Here is a 20,021-nt window from a genome sequence, read left to right on the forward strand (position 1 = left end):
ATGTCCTCCCCCACTTCCTCCGCACCGAAGTCATCCCGGTCCTCGCTGATCGCGATCATCGTCGCCCTCGTCATCGGCGCCCTCGTCGCACTCGCCGGCAGCCAGGGCGGCGCGACCGTCGGCGGCACCCCGCTGTTCGCCATCGCCGTCGCCGCGGCCTTCGCGATCCAGATCCTCGCCTTCATCCCCGCGATGCTTCTGCGCACCGAGCGGTTCTTCGACCTCACCGGCAGCCTCACCTTCCTCGCCATCTCCGTGGCCCTCGTGCTGATGACGCCCCTGCCCGATGCCCGCAGCTGGATTCTCGCGGCGATGGTGATCCTGTGGGCGGCACGCCTCGGATCGTTCCTCGCGATGCGCGTGCACAAGGCCGGATCCGACGGCCGCTTCGACGAGATCAAGGGATCGCCGGTGCGCTTCCTGCAGGTGTGGGTGATCCAGGGCGCGTGGGTGTCGATCACGGCGGCAGCGGCGTGGATCGCGATCAGCACGGATGCCGCCTCGCGAGCGCCCGTCGGATGGCTGACCGTCGTGGGCATCATCGTGTGGGTGGCCGGGATGACCGTCGAGATCGTCGCCGACGCGCAGAAGTCCGCTTTCCGCGCCGACCCGCGTCACAAGGACGAATTCATCCGCACCGGACTGTGGTCGCGTTCGCGCCACCCCAACTACTTCGGTGAGATCGTGATCTGGGTCGGCGTCTTCCTCACCGCCGCGCCCGTGCTCGCCGGATGGCAGTGGGTCGCGATCCTCTCGCCGCTCTTCGTCATCCTGCTGCTCACGCGCGTGAGCGGCATCCCGCTGCTCGAGGCTCGCGCCGAGGAGAAGTGGGGCGACCGCGCCGACTACGTCGAGTACCGCGAGAGCACGCCCTCGCTGATCCCGCGGCTCACGCGGCCCGTGGTCCGCGAGCACGCGGCGTAAGATCGCCGTCGCGCGAGGGGCGCTCGCGAGCGCCTCTCACGCGAAGTCGAGCTCGCCGCGCACGATCGAGTCGCCCGAGTGCGCAGGATCGCCGTCGACCGGCTCGAAGGAGATGTCGACCAGGCGGTACTCGTCGAGGTCCACACTGTCGGGGACGCGGAACGTGCCCGACGACTCGTCGAGCACCCCGAGGCTGATCAGCGCCTGTCCGTCCTCGCGGATCAGCCACACCTCGCGGTAATCGCCAGCCACGAGCTCGTCGCCGTCGAGGGTCACCGTCAACGTGCGCCGGCCGTCGCCGTCGTCGTCGATCCGGGCCTGTCCCTCCGCATCGGGATGGTCGGGGAACGCGGCGAGCTCGGCAGAGGCGATCACGGCAGAGGAGGGCGTGAGGGTGCGGGCGATCCAGACTCCGGCGCCGATCGCGACGACGAGCGCCATCGACGCGGCGAGGATCCACATGGTGGCCGACGAGCGGCGGCGTGGACGGACACGAGCCCGGTGTCGCGGCGCAGCCGCTTCCGCAGCATCCGCCTCAGTCGCTGTCGCCGGACCGGCCGCCGAGACCGGTGCCGATGCAGCCGGTGCCGATGCGGACTCCGATTCCGGCGGGTGGACGTCGGATGCCGGGTCGGCAGCGACCGCCGAGGTCAGCCCGAGTTCGCCGTGGATCCTCGACCAGACGTCGGCGGGCGGGGATTCCAGATCGCCCTCGACGACGCTGGAGCGCGCCACGAGCGCCACCCGCGACATCGCAGCGACCTCGGCGGCACAGTTCTCGCACTCGACGAGGTGTTCCATGTCGGCGTCGGATCCGGCCGGTTCGCCCATCGCGATCAGGGCGATCTTCTCGTCATCGAGATGTGACACGGTTCACCTCCAATCGGTCGCGCATGCGGGCAAGGCTTCGGCGGATATGGCTCTTCACGGTGCCGAGCGGCATCCCCATTCTGCGTGAGATCTCTTCGTGGGTCAGGTCATCGTAGAAGGCCAGTCGCATGACGGCCTGTGCATCCGGCGCGAGCTGCTGGAGCTCGCTCGAGAGCAGCAGCGTCTCGGACAGATCGATCGATTCGGAGACGAGGGCGTCGGGCGGAGTGAGTCGTTCCATCTCGGCCTGCAGCTGCTGCACCTTGGCGCGCGCCTCGAACGTGTCGGCGATCCGGCGCCGCGCGATCGTGATCAGCCAGGTCGACAGTCGCGCCTTCGACGAGTCGTATCCGGCACGCGAGTTCCACGCCGACACGAAGGTGCGCTGGGTGACATCCTCGGCATCCCCCCGATCGCCGAGCGAGCGCAGCGCCAGGGTGAAGACGACCGGCGACCACCGCCGGTAGAGCTCCGCGAGCGCCTGCTCGTCGCCCGCGACGAAGCGCCGGTCGAGCGCCGCTTCGGCTTCGGTGGTCTCATCCACCCGGAGTCTCCTCTCCATGGTGATCACCCCGCCTCATCGCGGGACCGCCACCGCGACCACGTTATCGCGGTAGTGCCCGGTCTGGCTGTCGAAAGGTCCGCCGCACGTGACCAGCACAAGGGCCGAGGGGCCACCACGCTGGAAGAGCTCGTCGGTCGGCAGTGCGGCCTTCTCGTAGTAGGTCAGCGACTGCACCACGAACTCGCGGCTGGTGCCGTCGGCCGCCGTGATGAGGATGGTCTCGCCGGCGGGCACGTCCCGCAGGCGAGCGAGCGGTCCGATCGGATAATCGATCGCGTCGACGTGCGCTGCGATCAGAATCCGGCCGCTCGTGCTCGTGGCATCCGCTCCGTATCGATACCAGCCGGCGATGGCCGGGTCTACGGGCAGCTCCATCTGTCCGGTGTCGGCCACCCCGACGTCCGTCACCGGCATGTCGATGGCGAGCGACGGGATGGCCAGACCCACGGGAGCGACGGATGCGGTCGGGGTGGGGAGAGCACCCGGCCGCACGGCGACGTCTCTCGCGGGAGTGGGAGGGACGGGCGATGGAGTCGTGGGGGGCGACTCCGTGGAAGGAGGGAGATCCGCGCCCGCCCCTCCCGGTGTGCATGCCACGAGGCACGCCGCGGTGACCAGGGCGCCGAACGTCATGATGACGCGGCGCAGACGGGCCGTCCGCAGCGTGCCTCGGAGCATCAGCGCACCGTCTGGCGGCGACGGACGATCAGGCCCGCACCCACGGCGGTCGCGATCGCGAGGGCGACGAGACCCGCCGAGAGGAGGGCGTTCGCCGAGGCATCCTGCTCAGCGAGGTAGCCCGCGGTGCCGGAGGGCACTCCGTCGGGGTTCGAGTGGAGTCCCGAGATCGTCTGAGCGGCGATCGCGAGGTTGCCGTCTTCGGCGCTGCCCCACGCGTAGACGATCGTGTTGACGCCCTCTTCGATCGCGACGTCTGCCGGACCGATGACCGGGTCGGTCGTGCCGGTCAGAGCGACGGCGGCCGACACGGTGCCCGCGGGGAGGTCGAGCTTGGCCTCGTTCGGGTTCGTGAGGTTCTCGATCACGGGCGATCCGCCCGCGAGGATGTCGACCGCGGGCGCCGCGGCGGTGTGACGCACGGTGAGTCGCCCCTGGCCGGGAGCCGTCTGCGAGATGTCGTTGGTGAAGAGGTTGAGGCCGGGTTCGCCCGCTTCGGTCAGGTGGGCCACGGCGGTGTAGTTCCCGCCCGCTTCGAGAGCGAGGGTCGCCGGGCCGAGGATGGGCGCGCTGGCGTCGGCGGCATCGGGAGCGGTGAGCGCCACCTCGTACGAACCGGCGGGCAGCTCGAGCGGTCCGGCGAGGTCTCCGGGCGCGAAGTCGTCGAGGGTGAGCTCGCCGTTCACGTACACGTCGACGGGGGTGTCGGGGATCGCGTGCAGCACCGAGAGCTGTGCGGCCTGGGTGGTGGCGGCGCCGGCCGGCATGGCCAGACCGAGAGCGGTGATCATTCCGACGGCGAGGCCGGCGGCGACTGTCTTGCGCATCTGTTCCTCCTGTACCCGGACCGCCCTGTGCGGCCCTTCATAGGAGTTGTTCTCCGGGAGCGCCGGGTTTGGATGCACCTGGATGAAGATTTCTTAGATCGCCGTGTCGATGTCCGTTCCGTCTATCCGAGCAGCCACTGCTGCAGGGGGTACACGAAGTAGAGCAACGAGAAGGCCTCGTAGAGCGCCCCGATGATGAGCAGCGCGAGCGCGGGCAGGCTCAGCCAGCCGATGTGCTGGAGTCCGCGCAGGTAGGCCGCGCGTCGATTCCGCGCACCGATCGCCTGTGGGCGAACCCAGTACCGGCCCAGCAGGAACGCGCCCAGCAGCAGAAGGATGTAGGCCTGCAGCTCGATCACGAGAGTCAGCGAATGCGGGATCAGCGCGACCCACCCCTCCGGCGTCGTCGGCACGAGGGTCACTCCGGTCGTCACCGACCAGACCGCGAACGTCGCGAGTCCGAGGAACGGCACGACGAGCGAGGGCAGCAGGATCGTGAGGGCGCCGAGCCGCAGGGTGTTGACCGCCAGGATCGTCAGCGCGAAGAGCCAGGGACTGCTGAGCAGAGAGGTGACGAGGCTCGCTGTGCCGTCGTCCTCCAGCGCCTGGGCGCGGCCGGCGACCAGGTCGGGGAAGCGCAGCCCGAGGATGAAGCCGATCGCGAAGGTGCCGTAGGCGAGCGCATTGAGAAGCGCGTAGACGCGGAGGTTCGAGCGGATGATCTGGAAAGGCCTGCGGATGAGTGTCATGGGTGCTCCCGTCGATGGACTAACACGGTGTGTTAGTGAGGGACGCACGCCACGCTAACACACTGTGTCACCGGGGGTCGTGGAGAATGGGATGATGACCGCCGACCCGAGCATGCTGCCGACGAAGGACCGCATCCTGCACGCGGCACTCACGATGTTCGGCGAATCACGCGGCGCGAAGCTCAGCGTCCGCGCGGTCGCAGCGCGGGCCGGTGTGAGCACCGGGTCGTTGCGGTTCCATTTCCCGACGCAGCGGGCGCTGCTCGACGAGGTCCTCCGCGTGGTCTACGAGGTGATCGCACCGGACGACCCGATCCATGACGAGTCGCTGACGGCGAAGGGGCGGCTCCTCGCATGTCTGAGGCAGGTGCTCGCTCCGTCAGGCGTCGGGGCGCAGGCACGCGAGGCAGCCACGATCCTGCACCGGACCTTCATCGAACCCGAGCTCACGGACGAACTCCGTGATGCCTACCTGGCCATCGAGCGCGAAGGGCAGCGGAGGGTCGAGCACTGGCTGTCCGTCCTCGAAGACGAAGGCTCACTCCCGGCCGGAGACAACGCCACGCGCGCGCGTTTCCTCAACTCCGTCCTCGCCGGCCTGGCCCTCGAACGGGCGCTCCCCTCGGACGAGTCGATCCTCGAATCCGAGACGAACACGCTCACGATGGCGGTCGATGCCGTGTTCCGCGACGACTAGCGAGGGCTCAGTCCGCCGCCGCCTTCGCCGCGCGCTTGGCCTCTTGGAAGACCCGGATCGCCTCGTACCGCTCGGCTGAGCGAGCCTGTCGCTTCTCGCGCTGCTCGTCGCGGTCCTTCGGGGGTGCGGTCGTGACGAGGTCATCGAGCAGATGTCGCACCGACTTCTCGATCTCAGCGACAGCACGGTCGAACACCTCCCTGTTGGCGCGGGAGGGGGCGTTCGCACCCGAGATCTTGCGCACGAACTGCACTGCGGCCTCATGACATTCGTCATCGGTGGCCGGTGGGGCGAGGTTGTTCAGAGGAACGATGTTGCGGCACATGCCTGCCAGGGTAGAGCGCTGAGCGCCGGAGTCAAGAGGCATGCGGCGCCGGTCGGATTCATCCCTGGCACCGGCCCCCTGCCGCTTGTTAGGGTCGAACGGATGGCTTCCGAGAGCAGACGGCGACGCGCGGCGAGACGCGCGAAGCCCGGCGACGGCCACTCTCTGCAGCGCTATCGCTGGTGGCAGCCGTTCTCGCGCTCTCTTCTGCACCTGCGACTGGCCGGGCCTGAGGGCCGTGTCGAGACCTGGTCGGTGGATCTGCGCCTCGGCGGAGACGAGAACGGGGTCGTACGCGCGAAGCTCTACCGCGACGGCGTGAATCAGGCGACATCGAAGTTGCCCGCCGCCTTCGCCGTGCCGGGTGGGATGATCGAGGTCGCCACCAGCGGATACGGATTGAAGCGAGCCCACTTCGTCGGCGACGACGGCACGGAGAGACAGCTGTCTCCCGACCCCGCCTCCGCCGAGGGTCGACGCGCCCGACTGCATCGCAGGGCGCCCGGGCTCAGTCGCGCGATCGGCGGGGTGTCGATCGTCGTGCTCGTCGTGGCGCTCGTGCTCGGGGTTCCGCAGCTCGTCGAGCAGATCACGCAGATCCCGCCGATCGCGGAAGCCATCGGAACCTTCGAGAGCCCGATCCACCTGCCCCCGTGGGCGAACATCTCGCTCGTCGTCGGTGCGCTCGCCGCGAGCACCGAGCGTGCGCTCCGACTCCGCTACAACTGGCTGCTCGACGGCGGTCTCTTCGACGGCGAGGACTGATCACGCCCCTCCGCGGCGTGCTTGTCGCGACTTCCCCACCTATCCTTCCGAGCAGGCACAGCCCCACCCGAAGGGGTGGTCAGCCGCGCACGATGGCCGCGAGCTCGGCGCGTGACGCCGCCCCGGATTTGCGCAGCAGGTTCGACACGTGGAACTTCACCGTGTTCTCGCTCACGTTCAGCGTCTCGGCTATCTCGCGGTTGCGGCGCCCCGCCGACACCAGTCGCAGCACATCGCGCTCTCGCGGGCTGGCGTCGATCGCATCCGGCAGATCGCCCGGCTCGGCCGGTGGATCGAGAGGAAGGCGGATGCCGACTTCCGACCCCCATCCGGGTGTCGAGGCCACCGACAGGTCGCCTGACAGCGCAGAGACCTGCTCGGCGATCGGGCGAAGTGCGTCGTCGTGCGTCGTCAGGTCTCCTCGGCCGTCGTCGCGGATCGCGATCAGCAGGTTCAATCCGTCGCAGTCCCATTGGATGCGCACGCGTCGCGTCTCTCCGCGGTCGACGATCGCCAGCACGGTGCTTCTCACGATCGAGCGCGCAGAGTGGGCGATCACCCCGGGGAGCGCGCGACCGTTGGCCGGGGGCTCGACGAACTGCACGTCGAGTTCGCTGTATCGCACGAGCGGGCGCAGATCGCCGCGCAGACGCTCGAAGGCGCCCGTCACCGGCTCGAGTCCTGCTCCCTGCTCATCGTTGTGCGTCCGCAGTCCGACCAGTGCACCGGCCGCGACATCGACCGCGATCGTGCGTGCCGCCCGGTCGTCGAGCCGCTGCGAGCGCAGCGTCGCGAGCAGGGATTCGAGGGTGAGGGCGTAGCGGTCCCGCTGCTCGGCGAGGGCGAGCGCGTGGTCTGCGGCCAGTCGGCGTGATCCCGCCGGCCCAGCATGCTCTTCGATGCTCATGATCACCTACTCTATTCGTCCCTCTCCCTTCGGGTAGGTGGAACGGTCCCGAGGCGGGAGCGCCCGAAGGTCGCGCGATCGCAAGAGTGGAGACATGCCTCTCACCGCCACGATGTCGCCCGGCGCCGCCATCTCCCTCATCGCCAACGAGCTGCTCCGCGTCGCGGAGCGCACGAGCGTCGCGAACGCGCATCAGCTCATCGATCTGGCAGACCTCGTCGTCGATGCCCGGCGCGTCTTCGTGCTCGGAGCCGGCCGCTCAGGGCTCGCCCTGCGAATGACCGCGATGCGCCTCATGCACCTGGGACTCGACGTGCATGTGGTGGGCGACACCACCACTCCGGCAATCGAGGCCGACGACCTGCTGCTGACGGCGAGCGGGTCGGGAACGACGGAATCGATCGTGCGAGCCGCGCAGCGCGCCTCGTCGGTCGGGGCGCGCATCGGCGCGCTCACGACCGCAGCGACGTCGCCCCTGTCAGAGCTCGCCGACGTCGTCGTGCGGGTGCCTGCCGCCCAGAAGCTGGACCGCACGGCCGACGCCTCGCACCAGTACGCGGCGAGCCTGTTCGAGCAGGCGGTCGTCGTCATCGGCGACGGGCTCTTCCACGCCCTCTGGCAGCGCCAGGGCACCAGCGCCGACGACCTCTGGCCGCGCCACGCGAACCTCGAATGAGCGGCTGCCGCCCCACCATCCACCCCGCAGAACGAACGGAACACCCATGAAACTGCAGTTCGCCATCGACACGCTCAGCACCGAGAAGGCCCTCGAGCTCGCCGCCGCCGCGGCCGCGCACGTCGACATCCTCGAGCTCGGCACCCCGCTGATCAAGAGCGAAGGCCTCTCGGCGATCACCGCCCTGAAGAGCGCCCACCCCGACAAGGTGATCTTCGCCGACCTCAAGACCATGGATGCGGGTGAACTCGAGGCCGACATCGCCTTCGGCGCGGGTGCGGATCTCGTGACGGTGCTCGGCGTGGCCGACGACAGCACGATCACCGGCGCGGTGAAGGCCGCGAAGAAGCACGGCAAGGGCATCGTCGTGGATCTGATCGGCGTCGCCGACAAGCCCGCCCGCGCGCAGCAGGTCATCGGCCTCGGTGCCGAGTTCGTCGAGATGCACGCGGGTCTCGACGAGCAGGCGCAGGACGGCTACTCGCTCGACAGCCTGCTCACCGACGGCACCGCATCCGGCGTCGCCTTCTCCGTCGCGGGCGGCGTCAACGCCTCGAGCATCGCCGCCGTCCAGGCATCCGGGGCGCAGGTCGCCGTCGCGGGCAGCGCGATCTACAGCGCCGAGAACGTCGGAGACGCCGCCGCCGAGCTGCGCGCCGCGATCAGCTGACGACCGCACAGAGAGGGGCCGACCGGCGATGCCCGGTCGGCCCCTTCGTGCGTCGAACGCCCCGACGGCGCCGCTCTAGACGACGCGGGCCGTCACGAGCAGGTACTCCCAGTCCATTCGACCGTCTTCGAGGTGGCGGTCGCCGAGTGCGGCCAGGGCATCGTCCAGCTCTGCTCGCCGCTGTACGTCGTCGCCGATGCCTCGGTACGCCGCCGCGGTCGGGCCGTAGAAGTCCCGGAAGAAGTCTCGGAACTCCGCACCCGACGCGAACCTGTCGACCGACAGCTGCCGACGCTCCGTCGACAGCTCGGCCACGCGGTCTCCGAGGAGGGCGCGCACGTGCTCCTCGTCACCCCAGAGCGGCGGCGGCTGCACACCGGCAGGCGGCGCGGGGACGAACTGCTTGAGCGTGGCGAACAACTGTCCGACGAACCCCTCGGGCGTCCAGTTGATCAACGCCAGCCGTCCATCGGCGCGCACCACCCGCGTCAGCTCGCCGGCCGCGACCTCGTGATGCGGCGCGAACATGACGCCGACGCACGAGAGCACGGCATCGAAAGAGTCGTCCGCATAGGGCAGCGCCTCGGCATCCGCCTCCTCGAAGGCGAGCTCGACGCCTTGCCGTGCAGCATCCTGCCTGCCGATCTCGAGCAGCTCGGGCGTGAGGTCGCTCGCGACCACGGATGCACCGGTGCGTGCAGCTTCGATCGACGCGTTGCCGGTGCCGGCGGCGACGTCGAGCACGCGATCGCCCGGCCCGATGCGGCTCTCGGCGACGAGCACCCGACCGAGTTCGGGGATCACTTCGCGCGCGACGGCCGAATAGTCGCCGAGCGCCCAGACGACTCTGTGCTTCGCCTTCAGCGCGCGGTCGGCGTCGGCCTGGAGGTCGGTGGTGGTGTTCATGGTGGGCTCCTCTGCCTTGTGATCCTCACGCTACGAACCCCGCGCAGACCGCTCTAGTATCCGATCTGTACCGGGTCTATCGTGAGGTCCGTGGGCGCCCCCTACTATCAGTTCTGCCCCGTCGCCAAGGCGATGGAGCTGCTGGACGAGCGGTGGACGATGCTCCTGCTGCGTGAGCTTCTGCTCGGCACCGAGCACTTCAACGAGCTGCGCCGCGGCCTCCCCCGCATGTCGCCGACGCTGCTGTCCCATCGACTCGACCAGCTGCAGCGTGCCGGCCTCATCGAGCGGATCACCCAGGGTGCTGACGTCCGCTACGTGCTCACCGTCGCGGGTGCCGAATTGCGTCCGGTCGTCGAACAGCTCTCGGCGTGGGGGGTGCGCTGGATCGGCGAGCTCGGAGACGCCGACCTCGACCCCAAGCTGCTGCTGTGGGATATGCACCGCAACGTCGATCACGGCACCGTCCCCGATGCGCGCACGGTGATCGCACTGCATTTCACGGACGCGAGTCCGGCGCAGCGCCGGTGGTGGCTGGTGATCCACGACGGCGAGGCCGACGTGTGCGACGCCGACCCCGGGTACGACGTGTCGGTCGAGGTGCGCTGCACGCTCCGAGCGCTGACCCGGTTCTGGCGCGGGGACATCGAATGGACGACGCTGCTGCTCGCCGAAGACGCCACCGCGACCGGCCCGAGCGACCTGCGGCGAGCGCTGCCGTCGTGGTTCATCCGCCCGGGATATGCCGCGGTGCCGCGGGTGGGTGCGCCGGTGGGTGCGCCGGAGGGTGCGGGCGCGAGCGCCTAAGGGCGTTAGTCTCGCCGTGTCAGTAGAGCGTGCCGTTCTCGTCGAGCACCGAACCGCCGTGGGCCTGGATCAGCGCACCCGTCGTGTCGAGCCAGACCTCACCGGGACGGATGCTGTCATTCACGGCCATGGAGAGAAGCCTTCGGTGGCGACGGTCCACGTCGGTGGGAACCCGTGCGTGGCGAGCATCGAGACGGCGGCGAGAAGCGAGCCGTTGCCTGGCAGGTAGATCGGGAGGATCGAACCCATCTGACTGTTGTGCCCGACCGCGGTGAATCGGTTCTTCACCTCGTCGCGCATCAGCGCATCGATGGCGACGTCGGCCGATCCCAGCCGGGAGGCGGTCATGGCGAGTACCGGGAAGTCCCACCCCCACGCCGACGGCCACTCCCATGTGCGCAGGACGTCGTCGAGCGTCGCGCGCATGATGCTCGGGTCGATCACAGGCGTCGATGGCAGCACTCCGAACGCGGCCAGCAACGACGGATGATCGTCGCGACGAAGGTACGGCGCGGTGGCGATGGCCGTGTAGCGCCCGTTCTCGACATGAGGCGAGGTCAGTCCGTTCTGCACGGCGGACCAGTCCTCTCGTCGAGGTTCACCCGCACGCTCGCGCCACCGCTGGGCAATCTCCAGCCCCCACCACCAGTATGCGAGCTCGTACGTGGGATCCTCGGTGGTGGTCACGTCATAGAACTCCTGCGCCGGCATGAGCGGCCCGAGCAGGTGGAAACGGCCGCCACGCTCTTCTGCGAAAGCGGCCATGAACTCCGCAGTGCCCACGACGAGATCGCCGAACTCGTCGATCAGCGCGGCGCGCTTCACCGCGTCCGACGCTCTCCACACGAGCTCCAGCAGGTAGAGCACGTGCGGCTGCTGCCAGACGAGGAAAGAGCCGATCGGGTCGGGGCTCTCCCTCCCCTCCGGGCCGACCTGCTTGGGCCAACGGATCCCCGGATAGCCCTGCCCGTCGGCAGTCGCCCGCGCCCGGTCGGCGATAGCGCGATACCACCCGAGGCTGCGTTCGAGCAGCTCGGGGCGACCCCAGGTCGCGAAGTGCGCGGCGTGCCAGAAGTGCATCTCCAGATGTGACTTGCCCGACCAGGAGTTGGTGATGAGTCCGGTCTCCGACGGCGGCATCACTCCAGCGGAGTTCACGGCTGTGAGGTACTGCGAGAGCACGATCCGGCGTTCGAGTTCTGCAGCGCGAGCATCGTCCGTTCCGGCGAAGTCGACCGCGGCGCCCGAGTTCCAGAAGCGCTCCCACGAGAGCGCCGAGGCCGAGGCCACCTCGTCGAAGGTGGGCAGTTCTCGGGCGCTCTCCTCGGTGAAGCGGACGATGAGGTCGAGATCGTCGCCGTCGGATCGCAGCTCGAACGCATGAGCTGCGATCCGACTGATGCTGCCACCGGTGAAACCGAGTTCGACCCCATAGGCCGTGTCATCGAGGGTGCGGATGATCCGAGCACCGAGATCAGTCGACTCGAGGGCGGACTCGTGGCGCTCCGGCGAGGACCAGTCGGAGGTCTGGAAGAACCCCGGATGTGCGTAGGGGAAACGCAGCGCGACCCTCAGCCGTCCGTCGCCCATCAGCGGAGAGTGGATGCGGAAGGCCACGAGCGACTCGTCGGGGGCCGACACCGTCTGAACGGATACGGGTTGCCCGTCGAAGACGAATGCCGAGCGGATGACCCCCGACCACAGGTCGAGCGTCTGCCGCGTGTCCCGCAGCGCCTCAGGGCCCGTTGCCGGGTCGTCGAACGCGAAGCCGATGCGACCGAGATCCAGCCGCTGCGGGTTCGCGTTCAACCAAGCGCCGGCCCGGTTCTCGTCAGCGACCTGGCCGCGCATCGCACCTTCCATGTCGTGGCGGTCGGGGTAACGCACAGCTCCTCGGCGGGTGAGGTGCTCGGACATCGCGTCGTCGAGGACGAAACCCTCGGGGTTGGGCATCTCGTGCCATCCCCAGGAGCTCATCGTCGCCGTGTTGACCGCGACTCGGCCCTCCCTGACCGCCAGGGACTGATCGTGGAACGCCGTGAACGTCTGCATGCCCGTGATGTCGGCGGTGTAGGCGAAGTCGCCGTTGCCGACCGTGAGAACGTGCTCGGGGTCGGGCGTGCTGACGGTGACGTCGTGACGGCTCACGACCTCGCGCCGGTTGATCGCGACGCCCATCAGCGCGCTCCCTCCGCCAGGCGCGCCCGAGGGAAACCGATGCCGATCGCGCCCCCATCGCTCGCGGCGACTTCGCCCAACCACGCCAGACTCGGTTTCGGTGTGCGCGTGAAAGTCTCTCGATCGACGGAGATGAGACCGAACGTCGGCTCCCAGTGGCCCCATTCGAAGTTGTCGAGCAGAGACCAGTGCAGATAACCGCGCACATCGATACCGTCATCGATCGCGGTGGCCAGTCCGCGGAGCGCCCCTGTCGTGTATGCGATTCGACGATCGTCGTCGGCCGTAGCCAGCCCGTTCTCGGTCACGAGAATCGGCACGCCGCCGGTCACTTCCCAGGCGTGCCGCACGGCCGATTCGAGAGCATCCGGACGGTAGTAGGTTCCGACCAGCGTGTTCTCCGGTCCCGGCTCCGCCGCCACGAATCCCTGCGCATCGATCTCCTGCGTCGAGTAGGCCTGCACACCGATGAAGTCATCGTCGCGCGCCGCTCGGAGATAGAGATCCTCCCGTGCGTGACGCTCGGCCTCGAGGTACACCTCGTTCTCGGGCTTCGCCCACAGATTGAGATTCGCCAGCGTCCATCCGACCCGGGCGCTGGTGCGCTCCTTCAGCACGGCGCGCGCAGCGAGGTGAGCCTCGACGAGCCGTTCACCGACGTGGAGAGACGGACGGGGAAGCACGAACCCTTCGCCCGGCTGCACCGTGGGGGTGATGAACGACGGTACGGCGTCCGGGTTGATCGATCGCGACATCAGCACCATCAGGGCGAGCATGTTGGGCTCGTTGATCGTGCACACCCAGTCGACGCCGTCGAGGATCTCCACGACCCGGGTCACATAGGCCGCGAACCGGTCGATGGCGGTGTCCCCCAGCCACCCGCCCTCTTCGACGAACCAGCGCGGACTCGTGAAGTGGTGAAGGGTGACGACGGGCGTGAGACCGAGCCCTTGTGCGGTGTCGATCATGCGGCGGTAATGTGCCAGCGCCGCTCGTGAGTACTCTCCCGCGATCGGTTCGACCCTCGACCATTCGATGCCGAAGCGGTAGGCGGTGAGACCGGCATCCGCCAACAGCCGCATGTCTTCTTCATACCGGTGATAGCTGTCGACCGCGTCGCCGCTCAGGCCGAAGTGCGGCATCAGCTGCTCATAGAGCCACCAGTCGCTGTTGACGTTGTTGCCCTCGACCTGGTGCGGCGCAGTCGCCGCACCCCAGAGGAACGCGAAGGAGGTGTCGGTCATCTCGGAGATCCTTCGTGCGTATAGCGATTCAGCGGACGGACTTGACGCGGAGGATGACGAATCCACCGATCACGACGAGCACGGCTGCAGCCACATAGAGCACCGAATAGTTCGGTCCTCCCTCCGTGGCGATCAGCGTCAGGACACCGGACGCGACGAGTGGCGCCAGCGCCTGGGGGATGGTGGTGGCGAACTGCGTGATGTTGACGAAGCGACCCGCTTCGGTGTCCCTTTCGGGAAGCACGTCGAGGAACAGCGCCTGATCCACCGCCGAGAAGACCCCGATGCTCAGGTTCGTCAGCAGCGAGCCGATGATGAGCAGCGTGAAGTCGGGCGCGAGGACCATGACAATGGCTCCGATCCCGAACAGGATCGCGGAGCCCAGGACGAACGGCTTACGACGACGAAGCCTGTCAGACAGGAACCCACCGGCGAAGACTCCCACGATGGTGCCCAGGATGCCGATCAGGCCGACGGTCGCGACGGTGTCGCCGATCTCGATGACGGGAATGTCCAGGCGCTGTGCGAAGAAGTAAGCCGTGTAGGTCGTGTTGAGCGTGAGCCCGAAGAAGAACAGGAAGCGGCCCAACCAGTTCCAGGCGAAGTCGGGGTAGCGCTTCGGGTTGAAGACGTACCCCGAGAGCACGCCCTTCACCGAGAGGGGTCCGTCGAAGGTCAGCGAACGACTGTCGGCGTCCTTATAGAACAGCACGAAGACGAAGACGAAGAGGAGCGCGACGGCACCGGGGACGAGGAAGAGGAGGAACGGCTGAGTGGCGAATCGACCGCCGACCACCGCACCGACCACAGGCGCGACCATCGTCACGAACCCGGTGATCGCGGCGACGCGTCCTCGCTGCGACTCGGGCAGCTTGTCGGCTTGAATCGTCGTGAAGAGGTTGGCGGCCTGGCTCAGACCGATCTGGGCGATGATCCACCCGAGACCCAGCACGAGGACGTTCGGGCCGAGAGCCATAACGGTGAGACCGACGAGTCCGAGCAGTACACCGCCGATGAGCCAGGGACGGCGGCGCCCGAAGCGTGATCTTGTGCGGTCGCTCAGCTGCCCACCCAGCGGCCCGACCAGCAGCGCGGCGAGCGAGCCGATGCCGAGCAGCAGACCGAGGTACTCCGGGTTTTCGGGCGCGAGGACGTTGACCCGCAGAGCGAGCGAGATGGCGATCGGGGTGACGAATGCGAGGTAGGTGCCGAACAGGCCGAGTGCGAGGAGGGCGATGAAGGCTCTGCTCACCCTCTCGCGCACGATGAGGGTGCCTGTCTCGGTGAAGACCGGCTCCTCGGGGACGGTCGCTGCGTTCAGCAGCGGGTCGCTGACTCCTGCGGTCACAGGGGTGGTCCCCGGTGCGGTGTGGTCGTCGGTGCTCATGGTGACTCCTTTGTCTGGCGTGCGTGGCGTGTGTGCGGGTGTCTGGTGAAGGTGCGGGGTCGGTCAGGATGCCGTCAGGGCGACGCTCACTGGATTCGCGAACTCGGACGAGACAGTGACTGTGATGTCTCCGGTGCCGATCGGACGGATGATGGCGAGTGCGCGCCCGTCGAAGGTGTCATGCGTGTCGGCCGAGAAGGTCTCCCGGGTTGCCGGTGCGCCGCTGCCGAGAGCCTGCAGCACGGCCGCGCCCTCGACGGTGACTGTCACGGCCTGATCGCGGGCGGCGTGCACCGCTCCGGTCGCATCCGTGAGTGCCACCTCGATGAAGCCGAGATCGGTGCCGTCGTGGCGGAGCACAGCACGCTCGACATCGACCGAGAGCCGCAGATCGCTCGACGCGCTGCGAAGCATGCTTCTTCCCGTCTCGACTCCGTCGGTATACGCGACCGCTTCGAGCGTTCCCGGGTTGTACGTCGTCGTGAAGGCGGCACGAAACGGCGCGGGGTCTCCCACCCGACTGCGGCCGATCACGGCCCCGTCGAGCAGGAGCTCGATCTCGTCTGCGTCGCTGTACACCTCGACCTCCACCGGGCGCCCCTCGAATCCGGCCCAGGACCAGCTGTTCAGCGAATCGGTCCACGACCAGGGCGTTGCCACCGCGACCGGGACACCGTGGACGGCGGGTCGTTCGACGGCGATATACGGTTCAGACCGCAGGCCGAAGACCGTCTCGCGGAAGTAGGAAACCGGACGCCGCGTGCCGATGATGTCGATGTCGCCACACCAGGCCGTGAGTTCGGGGAATCCCCCCGAGAAGCCCGATGTCGGGGCGGTGTCGCCCGCCTCGGCGGAAGGCAGGTACCGGACGGTGCCGAGACCCGTCTCGCCCAGGTAGTCCCAGCCGGTCCAGGTGAAGTCCCCGATGACTCGCGGGTCGGCCTGTACGAGCTCCCAATTGCCGGCGATCGAACTGGGCCACGTCTCGGTGCCCACGATGATCCGGTCAGGGAAGCGCTCGCGGTCTTGGACGTATCTGGCGTCGGAGTAGTTCATGCCCGCAGCGTCGAGCACCGCGAACGACTCCTCCGTGCGCTCGGTCGCCGCATCGGAAGACTGGATATGACCCATCATCTGGCCGAACCCCGCCATCATCGTGTTGACCCCGCCCGCCGTCTCAGGCGCACTCGCCTCGCGACGCGCCTTCATCTGCGGCACGATCGTGTCGAGCATCGCCACGAACGGATTGATGCCGTTGGTCACGAATCTCGTCGAGTCCAGCGACCGCACCTTCTCCGCGAGTCGGCGACCCCAGGTCGAGCCGATCGGCGTTCCGGTCTCGGGGATCTCGTTGCCGATCGAATAGAAGATCACGCTCGGGTGGTTGAAGTCCTTCGCGACCAACGCCTCGATGTCGCGCTCCCACCACTCGGGGAAGTCGAACGAGTAGTCGTAGTCGCTCTTGGCCGATGTCCAGACGTCGAACGTCTCATCCATCACCAGCATCCCGAGTCGGTCGCAGGCTTCGAGCAGCGCGGTGCTCATCGGGCAGTGCGAGCTGCGGATCGCGTTGAACCCCGCCTCTTTCAGGCGGGCGATCTTCCGTTCCTCCGCGGCGCGCATCGACACCGCGCCGAGCGGGCCGTTGTCGAGATGGATGCAGGCGCCGCGCAGCTTCACGACCTCGCCGTTGATGCGGAGGCCATGGCGGGGATCCAGCTGCAGTGATCGGATGCCGACGACCGCGTTCTCCTCGTCGACCACGCGCTCGTCCACGGGGTCGCGCAACGTGATCAGCACGTCGTGGAGGTTCGGCGCGTCGACGCTCCACAGCGCCGGATCCTCGAGGAACAGCCGCCGCCGAACGGTCGCGCGGCTGCCGGGCAGCAGAGTCACGGGAGAGCTTCCCGCTGCGGCGATCTCGCCCGATGTCCCGACGACGTCGACCTCGAGGCGGTACGTCCGCGTCAACGCACCGCTGTTCTCCACGACGGCGGCGATCTCGACCACAGCGCTGTCGGTGTCGACACTCGGCGTGCTCACTCTCAACTCGTCACGCACGATGTGCACCGCGTCCTTCACGACGAGATGCACATCACGGTAGATGCCCGCTCCTGCATACCAGCGACTGTCGAGGTGGGTACGACACTCCACTCGGATCTCGTTCTCGGCCCCGAAGACCAGGAACGGGTCGATCCGCACCGAGAAACGGGAGTAGCCGAACGCCCGCTGTCCGGCGAGGTGACCGTTTACGTAGACGGCTGCATCGCGGTACACGCCGTCGAACTCGAGCCGCATCAGACGGCCAGCGAGCTCGGCAGCAACCTCGAGCGTCCTCCGATACTCGAACGCTCCACCGGGAAAGTACCCGCTGGTCTCTCCTCGCGGCGCGTCAGCGCGGCGCTCCTGCGCGATGAGCGCGTCATGCGGGAGGTGCACCGAAGTCCATTCGGATGCCGAGCTGCCGCCGAGCTCCTGGAAGGCGGTCACTTTGCTGCGATATGCCCAGCCGTCGGTGAAGAGGAAGCGACCCGTCGACGCTCGCCGGTCCTCACGACTCTCGACATCGTCTCTTGCGATCGACTCTGACAGCACAGCATCCTCCTTGACGTCCGCCAAAATACCCAGGTATGGCGGTTTTCATGAAGATAGCACGAAATACGCCACAGATGGGTAATTTCATTCGAAGTACTCTCGAAGGTGCCCGGGACGTCGTCGAGAGGACCGGAGCGGTCAGGAGAAGACATGACGAACGACGCCACACACGGGGGCCGCGGTCCCTACGCGAAGAGCGCAGCCGTGCGTCAGCGGATCCTCGAGGCGGGGATGCAGGGCTTCGCACAGGTCGGCTACTTCGCCACCTCTCTCAATGACATCGCGGACCGTGCCGGCATCAGCCGCCGCGGTCTCGGACACCACTTCCGAAGCAAGGAGGAGCTGCTCACCGAAGTGCTGGACCAGCGCCAGGACGAGGACGCCGAGCGCATCCGCGACACCCGAGGGATCGACTCACTGGCCGCCGTGCTCGAAGTCTCGACCCAGAACGCCGACCGCCCAGGCCTCATCCAGCTGTACAGCCTGCTGCGCGCGGATGCCACGGCGACCGAGCATCCGGCGCACGAGCATCATCGCCTGCAGTACGACCGCCTCCGGCAGTATCTCGCCCGCGCGTTCGACGAGGTGCGCGGCGACGGGGAACTCAGGTCGGACGAGGACTCCGACACCCTTGCGTCGACCTATCTCGCACTGATGGACGGACTGCAGATCCAATGGCTCTATAACCGCGACAACACGGACATCGACCGGGTGCTGCGGGCGTATCTCCGGAGCGTGATCCCCGCTTTCCCGACCGCCCCGGATGCCCGTCGAGAGGCTGACACCGCCGCACACTGACGGTGCGTCGGGATCTACTCCTCGCCGCTGTCGAGGAAGACTCCGACATGGTCGCCGTCGAGCACGAACTGCAGCGCCACGCCTGACGGGAAGCGCTCGGCGAGCTCGTCGGGGGTCTCGGAGTCGAACGGCACCGCGACGGTCGGCGGGAATGCACCCACGCCGCACGCCGCGTACCGTTGGCCCTCGAAACTCCAGGACGTCTCGGTGAAGTCACGCACATCGGGCAGCTGGTCGTTCCTGACGACATTGAGACAGACGTTCTCCGACGAACGCTCTCCCGAGTCGGCGTACCACCCGGGCGTCAGGAAGACCGTCAGGCCGGAGAACTCGGCCGATGCCGCATCCTTCTCCGCGCCGAACCACCCGGGCGCGATCACGCCGGATCTCGTGAGCTCGAGCGTCTCGATCTGCGGCGCACCCGCAGAAGACGACACGGGCGGGACCACGGCGAAGGCGTAGGCGATCGATGCCGCGAGCGCGGCCGACGCCGCCACGGAGGCCACCCACAGCGGTGCTCGCCACCTCGCCAGGCGCCCCGGCCACCCGGTCACCCCGTGCGGGGCCGCGGGTGCGACCGATTCGTCCCACGTGGACTCGTCGTCCAGTCGGTCGAGCAGGTCACCGCTCTCGCGCGATGCATCGGCCGAGGGATGCACGACCCGCAGCTCGGCGCGCTCCGAGTCGGCGGCGGATGCCGCAACGGATGCGGCGCCAGCGGCCTGGGATCCCGCCGCGCCCCCGGTCGACGCCGCGCTGCGCGAGGATTCGAGCTCCTCGAGTCGGCGGACCGCGGACGGGTCGCTCGCGATGTCAGCACGCGGACCGTAGGCACGAGCCCGTAGCTCGCGAAGCTCGTCATCAGCGGCAGCATCCATCCCCGGCATCGTCTCACGGCATCCTCGCCGCGCACAGCAACGGACGGATGGAGCGTGACACCGCTCCATCCGCCCGCGCCGGGGGTCTTACTTCTTGAATGCGTCCTTAACGTTCTCGCCGGCCTTCTTCGCGTCGGCCTTGACCTGGTCGGCCTTGCCTTCGGCGGCGAGCTTGTCGTTGTCGGTCGCGTTGCCGATCGCTTCCTTCGCCTTGCCGGCGATGTCCTGAGCGGCGTTCTTGATCTTGTCATCGAGTCCCATGAGGAGCTCCTTTCGTGAGGGTGATCGTGACGGCGGGAGGATTCCCGTCGTCTTATCGCCGTTGCGTGTCGCGACCGACGATAAGTCTGTGGAGGGGTGTCAGCGGCGGACCTTGTCGAGTGCCTTCTCGGCCGCCTTCGCCGCCTTCTTGGCTGCCTTGGCGCGTTCCTTCTTCGCCTTCGGGTCGTTCCACATGCGCACCAGCTGGTGCCGCACGGACTCGCCCTTGTTCACCTGCACGGTCGCTGCCCGACTGCCCACGACGTAGGCGACGAAGGCGATGGCGCCGATGAGGAGGATCTTGTTTCGCATGG

Annotated in this window: 22 protein-coding genes; 7 read left to right on the forward strand and 15 right to left on the reverse strand. The window is 68.0% G+C overall.

All coding sequences use genetic code 11. From position 1 onward, the window contains the following. Nucleotides 1–924 carry a DUF1295 domain-containing protein gene (locus tag AKG07_RS11605; RefSeq protein ID WP_053098081.1) on the forward strand — a complete coding sequence of 308 codons (924 nt, stop codon included), beginning with the start codon at nucleotides 1–3 and terminating at the stop codon, nucleotides 922–924. 36 nt (nucleotides 925–960) lie between these two features. Here AKG07_RS11605 and AKG07_RS11610 read toward each other — a convergent pair whose 3' ends face one another. The 5 genes from AKG07_RS11610 to AKG07_RS11630 form a co-directional block, all read right to left on the reverse strand. Further along, the gene (locus AKG07_RS11610) at nucleotides 961–1,794 is read right to left on the reverse strand and encodes an anti-sigma factor (RefSeq protein ID WP_053098082.1); all 834 of its coding nucleotides are present in this window, start codon (nucleotides 1,792–1,794) and stop codon (nucleotides 961–963) included. After that, nucleotides 1,778–2,338 carry an RNA polymerase sigma factor gene (locus AKG07_RS11615; protein WP_150115128.1) on the reverse strand — a complete coding sequence of 187 codons (561 nt, stop codon included), beginning with the start codon at nucleotides 2,336–2,338 and terminating at the stop codon, nucleotides 1,778–1,780. Before AKG07_RS11615 ends, AKG07_RS11610 begins: the two co-directional genes overlap by 17 nt. A 33-nt stretch (nucleotides 2,339–2,371) precedes the next feature. After that, the gene (locus tag AKG07_RS11620; protein WP_233277257.1) at nucleotides 2,372–3,037 is read right to left on the reverse strand and encodes a class F sortase; all 666 of its coding nucleotides are present in this window, start codon (nucleotides 3,035–3,037) and stop codon (nucleotides 2,372–2,374) included. After that, nucleotides 3,037–3,864: a DUF4397 domain-containing protein gene (locus tag AKG07_RS11625; RefSeq protein ID WP_053098083.1), complete on the reverse strand. Its 828-nt coding sequence runs from the start codon at nucleotides 3,862–3,864 to the stop codon at nucleotides 3,037–3,039. Before AKG07_RS11625 ends, AKG07_RS11620 begins: the two co-directional genes overlap by 1 nt. 122 nt (nucleotides 3,865–3,986) lie before the next feature. Continuing rightward, nucleotides 3,987–4,613, reverse strand: a complete 627-nt coding sequence (locus AKG07_RS11630) for a stage II sporulation protein M (protein ID WP_171821955.1) — start codon at nucleotides 4,611–4,613, stop codon at nucleotides 3,987–3,989. 94 nt (nucleotides 4,614–4,707) lie between these two features. On the opposite strand from AKG07_RS11630, the gene AKG07_RS11635 reads away from it, so the two are divergent. Continuing rightward, nucleotides 4,708–5,310: a TetR/AcrR family transcriptional regulator gene (locus AKG07_RS11635; RefSeq protein WP_053099284.1), complete on the forward strand. Its 603-nt coding sequence runs from the start codon at nucleotides 4,708–4,710 to the stop codon at nucleotides 5,308–5,310. 7 nt (nucleotides 5,311–5,317) lie between these two features. Here the strand turns inward: AKG07_RS11635 and AKG07_RS11640 are convergent, their stop codons facing one another. Beyond that, entirely contained in the window at nucleotides 5,318–5,635 is a 318-nt protein-coding gene (locus AKG07_RS11640; protein ID WP_053098085.1) for a DUF2277 domain-containing protein, read from the reverse strand. Nucleotides 5,636–5,737: 102 nt separating this feature from the next. On the opposite strand from AKG07_RS11640, the gene AKG07_RS11645 reads away from it, so the two are divergent. Beyond that, entirely contained in the window at nucleotides 5,738–6,400 is a 663-nt protein-coding gene (locus AKG07_RS11645; RefSeq protein ID WP_053098086.1) for a hypothetical protein, read from the forward strand. Nucleotides 6,401–6,479: 79 nt separating this feature from the next. Here the strand turns inward: AKG07_RS11645 and AKG07_RS11650 are convergent, their stop codons facing one another. Beyond that, nucleotides 6,480–7,307 carry a helix-turn-helix transcriptional regulator gene (locus AKG07_RS11650; RefSeq protein WP_053099285.1) on the reverse strand — a complete coding sequence of 276 codons (828 nt, stop codon included), beginning with the start codon at nucleotides 7,305–7,307 and terminating at the stop codon, nucleotides 6,480–6,482. A 94-nt stretch (nucleotides 7,308–7,401) separates the two neighbouring features. On the opposite strand from AKG07_RS11650, the gene hxlB reads away from it, so the two are divergent. Together hxlB and hxlA are read left to right on the forward strand one after the other, a co-directional pair. Continuing rightward, nucleotides 7,402–7,983, forward strand: coding sequence for a 6-phospho-3-hexuloisomerase (gene hxlB / locus AKG07_RS11655; RefSeq protein ID WP_053098087.1), 582 nt, complete (start codon nucleotides 7,402–7,404; stop codon nucleotides 7,981–7,983). A 46-nt stretch (nucleotides 7,984–8,029) separates the two neighbouring features. Then, nucleotides 8,030–8,653 (forward strand): 3-hexulose-6-phosphate synthase, encoded by a 624-nt coding sequence (gene hxlA / locus AKG07_RS11660; protein WP_053098088.1) that lies wholly within the window; start codon nucleotides 8,030–8,032, stop codon nucleotides 8,651–8,653. Between the two features lie 75 nt (nucleotides 8,654–8,728). Here the strand turns inward: hxlA and AKG07_RS11665 are convergent, their stop codons facing one another. Beyond that, a complete protein-coding gene (locus AKG07_RS11665; protein ID WP_053098089.1) occupies nucleotides 8,729–9,559 on the reverse strand; it encodes a class I SAM-dependent methyltransferase in 831 nt (276 codons plus the stop codon). A 90-nt stretch (nucleotides 9,560–9,649) separates the two neighbouring features. On the opposite strand from AKG07_RS11665, the gene AKG07_RS11670 reads away from it, so the two are divergent. Next, complete coding sequence (locus AKG07_RS11670; RefSeq protein ID WP_053098090.1) at nucleotides 9,650–10,366, forward strand: winged helix-turn-helix transcriptional regulator; 717 nt, start codon at nucleotides 9,650–9,652, stop codon at nucleotides 10,364–10,366. A 120-nt stretch (nucleotides 10,367–10,486) separates the two neighbouring features. On the opposite strand, the gene AKG07_RS11675 is transcribed toward AKG07_RS11670, so the two are convergent. The 4 genes from AKG07_RS11675 to AKG07_RS11690 form a co-directional block, all read right to left on the reverse strand. After that, a complete protein-coding gene (locus AKG07_RS11675; RefSeq protein WP_053098091.1) occupies nucleotides 10,487–12,544 on the reverse strand; it encodes a hypothetical protein in 2,058 nt (685 codons plus the stop codon). Then, nucleotides 12,544–13,788, reverse strand: coding sequence for a glycoside hydrolase family 1 protein (locus tag AKG07_RS11680; RefSeq protein ID WP_053098092.1), 1,245 nt, complete (start codon nucleotides 13,786–13,788; stop codon nucleotides 12,544–12,546). Before AKG07_RS11680 ends, AKG07_RS11675 begins: the two co-directional genes overlap by 1 nt. Before the next feature lie 28 nt (nucleotides 13,789–13,816). Continuing rightward, on the reverse strand, nucleotides 13,817–15,175 hold the full coding sequence (locus tag AKG07_RS11685; protein WP_082297917.1) for an MFS transporter: 1,359 nt from the start codon (nucleotides 15,173–15,175) through the stop codon (nucleotides 13,817–13,819). A 63-nt stretch (nucleotides 15,176–15,238) separates the two neighbouring features. Beyond that, nucleotides 15,239–17,770, reverse strand: coding sequence for a glycoside hydrolase family 2 TIM barrel-domain containing protein (locus AKG07_RS11690; protein WP_233277258.1), 2,532 nt, complete (start codon nucleotides 17,768–17,770; stop codon nucleotides 15,239–15,241). A gap of 150 nt (nucleotides 17,771–17,920) precedes the next feature. Between AKG07_RS11690 and AKG07_RS11695 the strand changes: the two genes are divergently transcribed. After that, nucleotides 17,921–18,568, forward strand: coding sequence for a TetR/AcrR family transcriptional regulator (locus AKG07_RS11695; protein ID WP_053098093.1), 648 nt, complete (start codon nucleotides 17,921–17,923; stop codon nucleotides 18,566–18,568). 14 nt (nucleotides 18,569–18,582) lie between these two features. On the opposite strand, the gene AKG07_RS11700 is transcribed toward AKG07_RS11695, so the two are convergent. The 3 genes from AKG07_RS11700 to AKG07_RS11710 all read right to left on the reverse strand — a co-directional run bounded on the left by AKG07_RS11700 (nucleotide 18,583) and on the right by AKG07_RS11710 (nucleotide 20,019). Next, a complete protein-coding gene (locus AKG07_RS11700; RefSeq protein WP_053098094.1) occupies nucleotides 18,583–19,446 on the reverse strand; it encodes a hypothetical protein in 864 nt (287 codons plus the stop codon). 87 nt (nucleotides 19,447–19,533) lie between these two features. Continuing rightward, complete coding sequence (locus AKG07_RS11705) at nucleotides 19,534–19,707, reverse strand: CsbD family protein (protein ID WP_053098095.1); 174 nt, start codon at nucleotides 19,705–19,707, stop codon at nucleotides 19,534–19,536. A gap of 99 nt (nucleotides 19,708–19,806) precedes the next feature. Further along, nucleotides 19,807–20,019: a hypothetical protein gene (locus tag AKG07_RS11710; protein ID WP_053098096.1), complete on the reverse strand. Its 213-nt coding sequence runs from the start codon at nucleotides 20,017–20,019 to the stop codon at nucleotides 19,807–19,809. Nucleotides 20,020–20,021 lie beyond the last annotated feature (2 nt).

The sequence above is a fragment of the Microbacterium sp. CGR1 genome (genome assembly GCF_001266755.1).
Lineage (GTDB): Bacteria > Actinomycetota > Actinomycetes > Actinomycetales > Microbacteriaceae > Microbacterium.